General features: G+C 65.4%; 10 protein-coding genes. 5 read left to right on the top strand and 5 right to left on the bottom strand.

Annotated features, from left to right (window positions below; genetic code table 11):
* Positions 1–197: 197 nt before the first annotated feature.
* The 5 genes from BLR41_RS10410 to BLR41_RS10430 form a co-directional block, all read right to left on the bottom strand.
* On the bottom strand, positions 198–1,013 hold the full coding sequence (locus BLR41_RS10410) for an alpha/beta fold hydrolase (RefSeq protein WP_092627813.1): 816 nt from the start codon (positions 1,011–1,013) through the stop codon (positions 198–200).
* A gap of 264 nt (positions 1,014–1,277) precedes the next feature.
* The gene (locus BLR41_RS10415) at positions 1,278–1,895 is read right to left on the bottom strand and encodes a haloacid dehalogenase type II (protein WP_092627923.1); all 618 of its coding nucleotides are present in this window, start codon (positions 1,893–1,895) and stop codon (positions 1,278–1,280) included.
* Positions 1,896–2,034: 139 nt separating this feature from the next.
* Positions 2,035–2,877, bottom strand: a complete 843-nt coding sequence (locus tag BLR41_RS10420; RefSeq protein ID WP_092627924.1) for an IclR family transcriptional regulator — start codon at positions 2,875–2,877, stop codon at positions 2,035–2,037.
* Positions 2,878–2,982: 105 nt separating this feature from the next.
* Complete coding sequence (locus BLR41_RS10425; protein WP_092627814.1) at positions 2,983–4,203, bottom strand: aminopeptidase P family protein; 1,221 nt, start codon at positions 4,201–4,203, stop codon at positions 2,983–2,985.
* On the bottom strand, positions 4,200–5,567 hold the full coding sequence (locus BLR41_RS10430; protein WP_092627925.1) for an MFS transporter: 1,368 nt from the start codon (positions 5,565–5,567) through the stop codon (positions 4,200–4,202). The genes BLR41_RS10425 and BLR41_RS10430 overlap by 4 nt, the downstream gene beginning before the upstream one ends.
* Positions 5,568–6,185: 618 nt before the next feature.
* On the opposite strand from BLR41_RS10430, the gene BLR41_RS23490 reads away from it, so the two are divergent.
* Genes BLR41_RS23490 through BLR41_RS10455 form a run of 5 tightly spaced genes read left to right on the top strand, consistent with a single transcriptional unit; the run spans position 6,186 to position 11,471 of the window.
* Positions 6,186–6,704 carry a Pycsar system effector family protein gene (locus BLR41_RS23490; protein ID WP_245694043.1) on the top strand — a complete coding sequence of 173 codons (519 nt, stop codon included), beginning with the start codon at positions 6,186–6,188 and terminating at the stop codon, positions 6,702–6,704.
* A 52-nt stretch (positions 6,705–6,756) separates the two neighbouring features.
* On the top strand, positions 6,757–7,467 hold the full coding sequence (locus BLR41_RS10440; protein WP_092627815.1) for a Crp/Fnr family transcriptional regulator: 711 nt from the start codon (positions 6,757–6,759) through the stop codon (positions 7,465–7,467).
* A 54-nt stretch (positions 7,468–7,521) separates the two neighbouring features.
* Positions 7,522–8,523 carry a hypothetical protein gene (locus BLR41_RS10445; RefSeq protein ID WP_092627816.1) on the top strand — a complete coding sequence of 334 codons (1,002 nt, stop codon included), beginning with the start codon at positions 7,522–7,524 and terminating at the stop codon, positions 8,521–8,523.
* Positions 8,524–8,528: 5 nt separating this feature from the next.
* A complete protein-coding gene (locus BLR41_RS10450; RefSeq protein ID WP_092627927.1) occupies positions 8,529–10,667 on the top strand; it encodes a hypothetical protein in 2,139 nt (712 codons plus the stop codon).
* 12 nt (positions 10,668–10,679) lie between these two features.
* Positions 10,680–11,471: a hypothetical protein gene (locus BLR41_RS10455; RefSeq protein ID WP_245694044.1), complete on the top strand. Its 792-nt coding sequence runs from the start codon at positions 10,680–10,682 to the stop codon at positions 11,469–11,471.
* Positions 11,472–11,828 lie beyond the last annotated feature (357 nt).

Raw genomic sequence — 11,828 nt, forward strand, 5'->3', positions numbered from 1 at the left:
GTAGAAACGTGCGCTTTCTGAGCCGTCGTATTGCTACGCGGCCTTGGCCGCACCCGTGGGTGCGGGGTCTTCCCGTGGCGATGTTTGGCACACAGTTACACAGGAGCGGGAACAGCTAACAACCCCAGGGGCACGTGCGCCATCCGCCGCCGGTACCGCCACCTGCCCCGCGAGTCCCCGCGGAGCACGAGGACTTTTCACGTGGCTTGCCGCATGACGCCGGTGATCGCGGCGGCGATTCGCTCGGGGTGGTCCTCGGGGGTGAAGTGGCGCCCGCCGTCGATGCGCTGCAGTTCGGTGCCCAGGTCGCGGGCCAGGCGCCTGCCGTAGTGCAGCTTCTGGAAACGGTCGGCGGCACCCCACACCACCCGTGCCGGCATGTTCAGTTGTGGCAACCGGTCGGCGATCGCCCTGGTGTCCACCACATCGAGGGCGCTGGTCTGCTGGACGAGGGCGCCTGCCGCGCCGTGCGTGACGTAGTGCCGCCAGTGCTGCCCGATCGACTCACCGGCGCGCACGGCATTGTCGTGGCCGCGTCGCAGCAGGGACACGAACATCGGGTAGACGGCGGTCTCGGGCATCCGGCGCAGGAACGCTTTCCCCCGCTGCATCGCCTCCACACTCGGGATCGGCCAGGAGTCGTAGCAGATCGAGTTGGTGAACACGGCTCCGGCCACCCGCGAGCGGTGCTGCGTGGCGAGGTTCTGCACCACACCGCCGCCGAGGTCGTGCCCCACCAGCACCGCTTGCTCGATACCGAGGTGATCCAGCCACTTGACGAGGTACTCGGCCTGCCGGGCTACGGAGATGTCCCGACCGTGCCCGGCCGGGATGCTCGTACCGTAGCCGAGCATCTCCCACGCCAGGCACCGTGCTCCGTCGACCAGCGGCGCGACGTGTCGCCACAGCTCCGGTGAGGTGGGGATGCCGTGCACGAGTACCACGGGAGTTCCCTGCCCGCGCTCGAGCCAACGCATCGGGATGCCCTCGACCACGGCGGTGTGTTCGTGCATCGCGTCCTCCTCGAATCGTCGCCGTGTGCTACCCAGCTCGTGCCGACCCTCCCGGAACGAACGCGGTGCGGCAACGCGAAGTCCCTCCTCACGGGCGTTGTGCCGGAGACCTCACCCGCTCTCCGCGGTCCTTGAGCAGCCGCTGGTCGGTTCGGCACGACATCGATGCGTTCGGGGGTGAGTGGTACAGCTGCCGGCGGCCGGGAAGCGGGGTGTTCGATGCCGAGTGGAAGAGCCCCCCCACGGCCGGAGCCAGTTACGGGCTCATCCGGCGAGCTCGTCCGAAAGCTCGTTCAGCGTCGGTGCGGTGTGCTCGGGACGGGTGAAGTGACCGGGGTACGGGGTCCCACCGCGGTTGAGCCACGCCGTGCTCATCCCGGCACGAGCCGCGCCGTCGATGTCCCATGGGTGCACGGCCACGAGCAGCATCTCGGCCGGATCGGTGCCGCACGTCCGGGCGGCGTACTCGTACGCGTCCCGGGCGGGTTTCCAGCTTCCGGCGTCCTCGACCGACAACAACACCTCGAACGCCTGGCGGATGCCCGCGCGGGTGAGCAACCGCTCGGCGACCCGCGTCGACCCGTTGCTCAACGTCACCAGGCGGAACCCGGCCGCGCGCAGTGCTCGCGCTCCGTCCGGTACGTCGGGGTGGACCGGTAGGTCCATGAAGCCGGACAGGACGTGCTCCACGGCGGCGTCGAGGTCGCGGTCGAGCTGGACCTCGTTCAGCAGCGTGCGCAGTGCACCGTCCGCGAGCACGGCGAACCACGTTTTGGCCAGGTGTTCGGGGGCACCGATTTCGGTGAACCGTTCGGCTATCGGGGTCATGTCGGACAGGGTTTCGTTGACGTCGAAAACCACTACGGAAGGCGTTCGCGCCATGCTCGTCTCCAGGTCCTCACGAAGCCGCACCGGCCACGTCCACGATGGCACTCCGGTGCGGACCGCGCGACCAAGCGCGTGCGCTCTTGTCCTTTCGGCTCCGCCCGGCTGCACAGGCGTTCGACCGATGGGCCAGTGGTCATTCGGCGTGCTCATGAGGTCGGAGGGGAGGTGGCATGTTCGTCTCGCCGCCTTTGTTCGCGCCGAGTCGGGCGGAAACCTCGGCGGCCGTCGCACGCACGGTCTCGGCCAAGTGGACACGTAGTTCGGGGGAGACGCGGAAGCTGGGAGCCGAGAGCAGCAGGGCGGCGGCGAGATGTCCGCGGTGATCGCGCACGGGTGCGCTGATACCGACTTCCTCCACATGGGTCTCTCCCGCGTTGACGGCCACTCCGGACTCGCGAACGGTCGTGAGCCGTTCGAGGTAGGCGCTCACGTCGGACTCGTCGTGGTGGACGGGGCTCAACAGTCCCCGTTCCAGCAGTTCTCGGACTCGGCCTTCGGGGAGTTCGGACAGGAACACCTGAACCGATGCGCTGGCCGAGGTGGTGTAGCGGGTTCCGATGGGACTGGTGTGCTTGACCTGCTTCGGGCTGGCGACCTGTTCGACCGAGACGGATTCGTGCCCGCTCCACACGAGCAGGGCACTGGTCTCGCCGGTGCGTTCTGAGAGGCGCTCCAGGAAAGGGTAGGCCTGGCGCCGCACGTCGAGATTGGCCAGCAGGGGACCGGCGATACCGATCAGGCCCAGACCGAGCCGAAAGCGTCCGCTTTCCTGGTCTCGCAGGACGAGGTCCATCCGTTCGAGCTGATGCAGTAGTCGGGAGACCGTGCTCTTGTGCAGGTCCACCCTGCGTGAGATCTCGGTGACCCCGAGGGCGGGCTCGTCCACGGAGAAGGCATGCAGAATGCGGATGCCGTTGCGCAGCATCGAGGACGCGTTCCTCGGTTCCTGCTGAGCGAGCTCGTCGTTGTCGGTCATGGTCGTGCTGTGCTCCTGTGCCACCGCGCATCGCGTGGGCCGCGACGACCCCGGTCTCCACCCCTCGGATGAGGAGCGGAGACCGGAACAGCCTTCGGGCCGCCGTCAGGCGGGGAGGATGTTGTGGTCGGGTCCGTAGGGGAAGCCTGTGATGTTCTCGGCACCGTTCTCGGTGACCACGAGGATGTCATGCTCGCGGTACCCGCCCGCGCCGGGCTGTCCCTCCAGAACGGTGATCATCGGCTCCATCGACACCACCATGCCCGGCTCGAGAACGGTGGTGATGTCCTCGCGCAGCTCCAAGCCCGCTTCCCGGCCGTAGTAGTGCGACAACACTCCGAAGGAGTGGCCGTAGCCGAAGGTGCGGTGCTCGAGCAGCCCCTCGCTCTCGTAGACTTCGTTCAGCTCCGCGGCGATGTCGGCGCAGACCGCGCCCGGGCGGATGAGTTCCAGACCTCGCTCGTGCACGGTGGTGTTGACCCTCCAGTGCCGCAGCTGCGCCTCGGTGGGCTCGCCGTACACGAGGGTGCGTTCCAGGGCGGTGTAGTACCCGGCGATCATGGGGAAGCAGTTCAGACTGAGGAGGTCACCGCGCCGGACCTGCCGAGAGGTGGGCCAGTTGTGGGCACCGTCGGTGTTTACCCCGGACTGGAACCACACCCAGGTGTCGCGCAGTTCGGCCTCGGGGAAGGTGCGCGCGATCTCGCGGACCATCGCCCGGATTCCCGCCAGCGCGACCTCGTACTCGGGGATCCCCTCGGTGATGGCATCGACCACGGCGGTTCCGCCGAGGTCGGCGATGCGCGCGCCCTGCTTGATCAGAGCGATCTCCTCGGCGGACTTGATCATTCGTTGCGCCATGGTTGCCGCGGAGACGTCGACGAGCTCGAAGCCGGGGAGAGCCGTGGCGAGTTGGGCGCGCAGCATCGGGGGGATGTCGTCGTCCTCGACACCGAGGCGGCCGCGGGTGACTCCGGCGTCGGAGAGCACCGTGGCGATGGCGTGCTGGTAGTTGTCGCGTTGCCAGTCGGTGTAGACGATGTTGTCGCCGAAACTGCGTCGCCACGGCTGGCCCGCGTCGATGTTGGCCGAGACCGTCACATGGCTGTCGTGGGTGACCACAAGCGCGTAGTTACGCCCGAACGCGGTGTAGAGGAAGTCGCTGTAGTAGTTGACGTTGTGGTAACTGGTGAACACCACCGCGTCCACACCGGATTCGGTCATGCGCTCGCGTAGCGCGCTCACGCGTCGTTGCATCTCGCTCTCGGAGAACGTCGGGACGACGCGCTCTCCGTTGTGGATGGTTTTGAGTCGTTTCGTGTTCATCGGGCGAATCCGTCCTGCTGAGCTGCGGGGTGTTGGGTGGCCTGAGCCGGTTCCGGAGACCCGTCTCCGGGGGAAACATGGCGTGCGGCGAGCATGATCAGCGCCGCGGCGAGCCCGGCGGCCGCGAGGTACCACGCGGGGGCGATCGGGCTTCCGCTCGCGTGGATCAGGGAGGTGGCCACGAAGGGGGCCGTCCCTCCGAAGAGCGCGTTGGCCGTGTTGAAACTGAACGCGAAACCGCTGTAGCGGACCCGGGTCGGGAACAGCTCGGCCAGGAAAGCGGGAAGGGTGCCGTCGTTCGTGCTGAGCACGAGTCCCAGTGCCGTGTGGATCAGTACTACACCGACCAGACCGCTGACCCCGAGGAGGAGGAACACCGGGACCGTCAGCACGGCGAAGAGCACTCCGGCGGTGGTGAGCATCCTCACTCGGCCGGCCCGGTCCGACAGCAGACCCATCGCGAGCACCGCGGCGATGTAGACGACGAGCGTGACGCTGGTGGACACGAACGAGCTGGTCTCACCCATGCCGAGCTCGTTGGACAGATAGGTCGGCATGTAGCTGAGAAGCATGTAGAACCCGACAGCGTTGAGACTGGCCACGCCGAAAGCGATCAGGAGCCTGCTCTTGTTGTGGGTGAAGGTCTCCTTCAGCGGGGCTTGCGTGGCCGACTGCTGGTGTTCCAGTTCCCGGTATTCGGGGGTGTCCTCGAGCTTCAGCCGGATGTAGCGGCCGATGATCCCCAACGGTGCCGCGAGCAGGAACGGAACGCGCCATCCCCAGGAGGCCATCGCTTCGTCCGAGAGGGTTGTGGTCAGTAACGTGACCACGAGCGAGCCGAGCAGGAGTCCGGCGGCGGTGCTCGCCGGCACCACACCGGTGTAGAAGCCCCGGCGCTTCTTCGGAGCGTACTCGTAGAGGAACGCCGAAGCGCCCGCGTACTCGCCCGCCGCGGAGAACCCCTGCACGAGCCTGGTGACCAGCAGCAACAGGGGTGCTGCGATGCCGACGTAGGCGTATCCGGGCAGCAGGGCGATCACGAAGGTCGCCGCGGACATGATCAGAATGGACAGTGACAGAGCGGTGCGCCTGCCGACCCGATCGCCGAAATGGCCCCAGAAGAGCCCACCCACGGGGCGGATGACGAACGACAGCGCGAAAACGCTGAACGTTGCCAGCAGCCCGGCAGTGGGGGAGCTCGTGGGGAAGAAGACACCGGCGATCGTGGTGGCGAGGTAGCCGTAGACGGCGTAGTCGAACCACTCGACCAGGTTGCCGATGAAGCTCGCGCTCACGACCCTGTGCATCGTCGATGCCGCGGGCTGTCGGGGCGAGTCGGTGGGATCAACAGGTACGGAAGGCATGTAACCCACCCCCGTGCGGGTCGAGCCGACGGCGCAGCAGCGTATCGGCAGGGCCGTTTCCCGTTGAATCCGTGCTGGATTTTGTACAACAACGTTGCATTGGACGAAACGTAAGTAGCGACTCGGGGTGTGTCAACATCCGTAGGGCTCGGTGAACGGTGTTGCTTTCCGGTGCGTAACAGTGTGCTGGGTTTGTTTTCCTTGGTTTTTCCTGGTGTAGGGGTGAGTGGGTAACAAATGGATATCACTGCAACGCCGTTGTGTTGAAAGCAACATTGCCGCGAGATCTGCGTCACGTCACGTGGTTTTCTCCCGATTGGAATGCCGTTGCGGCGGCGGGAAGAAATCCTCGTGTGTGTGCTCGTGACACGTGCGGTGGTGGGGACGCCACGCGGCGAACTTGCTTCGACTTGGGTTCGAGGTCTCCGGCAGGTGTGTTGCCGGGAGACCGAGCTGCGTTCCCCTGACGGGGAAGGCTCCCGGAATGGCTGAGTCGTCGATAGTTATCGGCCATATGCTCGAAGTACCCACCACATCGAAAACGGCTGTGTGTGAGGCCGTTCCAACACGTTGAGATCGGCCGCCTCTCACCCTCATGCCGGTAGCACTCGGCGGTCGATGCTGCGCAGACTCGAAGCCATGGTCAACACCGAAGACGTGTGGAAAACGCTCCAGCAGACCACCGACCTCATCAAGGTCGCGGATACGAAGGCCGCAGCTGTGCTGGCCGCGAATGGTGTGCTCGGCGGTGTACTGGTGCGAGCTCTCTCCGCGCCGAATGATTGGGCGGCCAGTTGGCTCTACGCGGTTCTGCTGTTCGTCAGCCTCGGTTTGGCGTCTCTGAGCATCGTCTTCGCGCTGTGGGTGTTCACACCTCGGCTGAGCACGGGGGACTCACGGTCGCTTCTCCACTTCGACAACATCGCTCGTTGCTCTCCGGCATCGGATGGTTTCGCGTCCGTATATCGGGATCTGTTGGAGGACGGTGAACAGCTGCAGCTGTCGCTCACTCAGCAGGTGTGGGCGACCAGCCGGATCGCTCGACGCAAGTTCCGCGCCGTCACACCGGCCATCTGGGCCTTCGGCGCATCGCTCTTCACCGCGCTGGCGGCAGGCTGGGCAGGGCTGTTCGAGTGATCTTGGGCTTTCCCGGACCACCTCCCGGCGATCAGGAGCTACATACTTGGTCGTGAGTGCCGTCAACGACTTCCGCGGCCCACGTGGTTTCCGCTCTCTCATACCGAGCGATGCCTGGGCAGCACTGGTACAGCAAGGTGTTCGCAGCACGCACCACGCGCGGGAGCGCGTGCTGCACCAAGGGCAAGCAGGCGGGTGGGTACTGCTGTGCCTGTCCGGCCGGTTGAAGGTCGTGTACTCCGAACCCGACGGCCGCGAGCTCGCGCTCGCCGTCCGCGGTCCCGGTGACGTGATAGGCGAGTTCTCCGGTCGAGACGGAGGTCCGAGGTCGGCCACGGTGCAGGCCATCGAACCCGGCATCACCTACAAGCTCCCCGACGAGCGGTTCGGTGAGCTCCTCCAGCGATTCGGCCTGGAATCGAAGTTGGACGCTTACATACTGGGCAAGGTGCGTGAGAGCTCCGCGCATTCTTGGCAGCTGGCTCACCGCACCGCCTCGGCGCGGCTCGCGGACTTCCTCGCGGCGCTCATCGATGTCGCGGGTCCTGATCACCCTTGTCCGGCCACCATCGCGATGTCGCAGGAAGAGCTGGCCTCAGGGCTGGGACTGGCGCGGTCGGCCGTCACGCCGGTCCTCGCCGAGTGGAAGGCGGCAGGGCTCGTGCGGATCTCCCGGGGAAAGCTTCACGTGATCGACATCACGTCGCTTCGTGCTTTCAGCGAGGTCGATGTGTCCAGTTCTGGACAGAACACCGCCAGGTGACAGGGCAGCCTCACTTCCGTCAGTCGCACGCGAAGACGCGAAGAAGGAGCACTGGTGGACCTAGAACTCCCCACCGACAATCGCTCGATCGGTGAGCAAACCGGGATACTCGCGGTGGACGTTCGCCACTTCAGCAGGCACAACGACGTCCAGCAGAAGATGATCGCGGAACAGTGGTTGCCCGATGTCCTCGGACAGGCCGCGAGCCGTGCCGGTATCGCGGAACTCTGGCGGGGACACTGGTTCCGAGCCTTCCGCGGCGACGGCTACCTCCTCGGGTTCTCACCTGACCTCGTGGCCGCCGTGGTCGACAGGTTCTTCGACTCCCTGCAGGCGGAGCTGCGTCGTCGTGCCGCTGAGGTCCGGGCGGCGGAGGTCGAGCTCCGACTGCGCACGAGTCTGCATCTCGGCCCCGCGCAGTCGTTCGAAGCGCTGGTGGCCGATTCCTCCGTGGTTGACTCCCCGTCGGGCAAGGTCATGGTCGACACGGGGCGCATGGTCGACGCGGCTCCGGTTCGCTCGTTGCTCGATCACTCGGATCCGAACGTCACGCTCGTCGCCTCCGTACTCTCCCAAGCCGTTATGGAGCACGTCGTGCGGGCTGGGCGAACCACGCGGCAACACAGCGAGTTCGTCGAGGCACCGCTGGAGATCGATTCCAAGGACTACGCGGGAACGGGGTACTTGCGCGCACCGGTGCCCTCCGGTGTGCTGTTGAACTCCGGCCTGCTGCACGGGCAACCCACCGAGCTGGATTCCGCGAGCGTCGAGGAACGAGAGACCGATGTCGACGGAGGCGACGTGTCGAACGTGCTCACCGGTAACGCGGGGAAGGCCGTGCAGACCCGCGACGTGCACGGTGGGATCCACGACACTACGGTGCGCGAGGTCAGCCGTGGTGTCGCGGCCACTGACAACGGTTTGGTCTCGATCGGTCGCGATCTCGACCAATCAACGCAGCGGCAGGAGTTCTCCGGTCAGTTCCACACGAGCGGCGACTCGAATTTCGGGCCGGCGAGTGGTCGCCGCGGCGAGAACGGGTCGGGGGAAGGGTGAGTGCCGTGGACCAGTACGACGTCGATGCTTTCGCCGTGCTCGACTCGCCCCACCCCCAGGCGGATCCGAGTCCCGACGGGGCGCCGGTTGTGAAAGAGGAGGTTGCTTACCGGACTAGTACCTCGGCGTCCGGAGGGGGAGCAGTTGGCATCGGTCGCGATCTCGACCAGTCCCACGGCAAGACCGAGATACGTGACTCCATCATCTTGCTGAAGGACGGTGCGGAACAGTTCGCCCAGGTGCGGGTGCAGGAGCGCAGAGGGCGTGGTCTCCAGGACCGCGAGGCTCTGCAACGACTGGCGGAGACCTACGTGCCACCGCCGGGGCTGCTCGACGTGCCGATCGAGGGTGAGAGCGAAACGGCCTTCGAGACACTTCGTCGACGTCGGATCCTGCTGATCGGGGCTCAAAAGTTCGACTGCGGCCAGTTCGCCGCTGCGCAACGTCTCGGTTTCGAGTTGCAGAAGACGCATTCGGAACTCACCGTTCGGGAGGAGCTGAGCGATCCGGATTTTCGGTTGCGGGCCGACGCGTTGTTTGTCGAGCAGGAACCCGCTGTGGTGCTCGTCGACATCCGCAGGTCGAGCCAGGATGATCTCCTGGAAGTCCAACGCGATTTGGTCGAGCTCACCCAGCAGATCGAGCGCTACCGGAGTTACCTGATCCTGCTCGTACCACCCGACCACACGAGCCGGTTCGAGAAACAGCTCCCCGAACGCATGCACATGCTGGGTAAGCCTTCCTCCGTCGAGGTGTTCGAATGCCACTTGGTGGGGGAGGACCCTCGTGCGCTAGTCAAGCGAACCGAATCGGATTCGGATCTGGAGAGCCTGTGGCCGCCGAAGGTCGCGGAACTCGCGGAAGCCGTATCGAATCGCAGTAAACAGGGCGACGATCCGGAACGTGTTTTCCGGGATCTGCTCGACAACGAGCTGCACGGTCGAACTGACGAGCTGCGGGCCAAGATTCACCAGTGGCAGGTGGCGGGGAACTCGGAGTGGATCGCTCTCCTGCTCGCGGCGTCCGCTCTGGAGAGCGCGTCGACCGAGCGCATCGTGGCAGCCTCAGATCGGATGCTCGAGTACAACCGTGCCGAGGTGGAACAATCCGTTCCGCTGCTGCGCTTGAGCCCGTTCACCAGGCTACGCGGCCTCGACGACGAGAACTTCGACGCCGGGCGTCGGGAGTTCCGACCTCCGGGATTCGGAGCTCAGGTGCTCCGCCACTTCTGGTGGGAGCACCCCGATCTCCGGAAGCCGATGTTGGACTGGATCGGGAAATTACCCGTCGAGATCCGCGATTTCGAACGCCACGAACTGGAGCTGCTCGTCGACCGGGTCGCTGATCTGGCCGGTGTGGGAGGGGCCGAGCTACCGCTCAGGTTGGCCCGTGAGTGGTCGACGACCAAGGCAGGCAGGGAATCGTGTGGAACCCAGACGTCCAACAGTGCCTCGGACCGCTCTCGACGCTCCATCGCGGTGCGCCTGCTGACCACCACGGCCACGGACCAGACCCTGGGCAAGAGCGTTCGGCAGAGGCTCTGGTCCTGGTCGAGGGAGGGGAGCGCCGATCTTCAGCTGATGACAGCGGAGGTGTGCGCGGGTATCGGGCACTCGTTCCCGCGAGTGGCGTTGACCCGACTCAAACACCTGGCGAACGCGGAGAACGACTTGGTTCGGGAATCAGTGCGGGAGGCCGTTCAACAGATCGGCATCCAACTCGGTGGTTCCCAGTTCCTGCGGTACCTATCGGAGTGGTTCGACGGGGCCTCGTCGGCACGCCTGCGCCTCCTGTCGGAGGCCGTCGCGGAGGTGCTGAGGAAGCAGAACGGGGAGGTCGAGGCCCAGCTGGCGACGTCCTTCTGGCAGCGAGCCCTCGGCGCCATGCCTCCGGAGGACAGCCGGACCATCGTCCAAAGCTGGCTCCGAGCGGCATCCGCAGTCTCCCCAGCCCAACGGGATTCCATGGTGGAGTCGCTCGTCCAAGCCACCGGCTGCGACTCGATCAGGATCGCGCAAGTGGAACACGCCAGCCGGATCGATCGTGCCTCGCTCGACCTGAGTTCCCTCGGAGACGACTCGTTGACCTCGGTGGTGCACCAGCTGTGGACACGTCTGGACGAAGTGGACCCCGTCTGGCGGTAGGAGGGAGTGAACGTGCCGGTGTCCCAATGGAAACGGCTACTGTTGCACCGCTGGGAAGCTCGGGAAGGTGTGTCCGCCTCGAACGGGGAGCATTCCTTCGAAGGGCCGTGTTCGGACCGCTCCAGCACTGACGGCCTTGCACTGCCCAGCGCGGACGAGCCACTGCATTTCGATGTGAGTCTCTCGCTGGAGGCATATTGGGGCGGGAATGTACCCGCTCCTTCCTCCCTGACGGACATCGCTTGGGCTGGGCTAATCCATCGAGCTGCGGAAGTGAGCAGGCAATGCGCATTGACCGCCACCGAACGATTGCGGGTTGAGCTCAACGCGGCCCTCGTCGTGTGGTGCCGGGTGGGTGGAACGAACGTGTACGTGCGCGGGCAGTGCTCCTCGGTCGATGCTGACGCGGAGCTCGTCGCGGCGGTCGCCGCTCGTGAAGAGGCGACGCGTCGGCACGTCGCGTTGTCGTGGCAGAACCAACAACGCAGTAACCAGGAGGAGCGGATGTGCTCGGTGCTCCTCGACCCGCTTCGGGCCACGGCATCCTGGTTCCTCGACAATCAGGACAAACCCGAGCAAGTGGTGGCCGTCGCGCAGCAGTTCCACGAACTCCGCGAGGTCATGAGCACTGCGACGCGATCGGAATCCGTGGGTCAGCTCGTCGACAAGCTATTGGCAGCCACTGATGAAACGGTGCACCTTCGTGTGATTTCCACATTGCGAAAGATGTTCATCAATTACCACAGGGAGGACTTGGCTGCTCGATTGGACGAGCCCGGAACAGGTGAAACAAGCGATCACTAGGATCTGTTGGAGCTAGGGAGTCGAGGGGGCGAGGGCAGGTTGCGAACCTGCCCTCAGCCCGTGCGTGAAGGTTCTCGTCGATGTTGTGTTTGTCTGCGCCTCGCCCGACCTGGTTCGCGGAATGGTTTCGACGATGCGGGGCCGTAGGGATTGGTGAGAACCCGAGTGAGCAGGAAGGCGAAGATGGTGATCTCGGCTTCCCCATATCGTGCGTCAGGCGTTCGTTCGCCTGCCGCGTGGCTGAGGTGGCTCGTTGGTGCTCGGCCTGCCCTTTCGAGGTCAGGCTGATACGGGTGGCCCGCCGCTCGTTGTTGACTTCCTTGTGGCGCAGCCGGCCGTATGTGATGACCCGGTTGC

This window comes from Actinopolyspora mzabensis (assembly GCF_900101095.1).
Taxonomy (GTDB): domain Bacteria; phylum Actinomycetota; class Actinomycetes; order Mycobacteriales; family Pseudonocardiaceae; genus Actinopolyspora; species Actinopolyspora mzabensis.

What these genes read in the sequence shown, in the direction of transcription:
- BLR41_RS10410 (WP_092627813.1), bottom strand. Translation starts at nt 1,013, where the DNA reads ATGCACGAACACACCGCCGTGGTCGAGGGCATCCCGATGCGTTGGCTC.
- BLR41_RS10415 (WP_092627923.1), bottom strand. Translation starts at nt 1,895, where the DNA reads ATGGCGCGAACGCCTTCCGTAGTGGTTTTCGACGTCAACGAAACCCTG.
- BLR41_RS10420 (WP_092627924.1), bottom strand. Translation starts at nt 2,877, where the DNA reads ATGACCGACAACGACGAGCTCGCTCAGCAGGAACCGAGGAACGCGTCC.
- BLR41_RS10425 (WP_092627814.1), bottom strand. Translation starts at nt 4,203, where the DNA reads ATGAACACGAAACGACTCAAAACCATCCACAACGGAGAGCGCGTCGTC.
- BLR41_RS10430 (WP_092627925.1), bottom strand. Translation starts at nt 5,567, where the DNA reads ATGCCTTCCGTACCTGTTGATCCCACCGACTCGCCCCGACAGCCCGCG.
- BLR41_RS23490 (WP_245694043.1), top strand. Translation starts at nt 6,186, where the DNA reads ATGCTGCGCAGACTCGAAGCCATGGTCAACACCGAAGACGTGTGGAAA.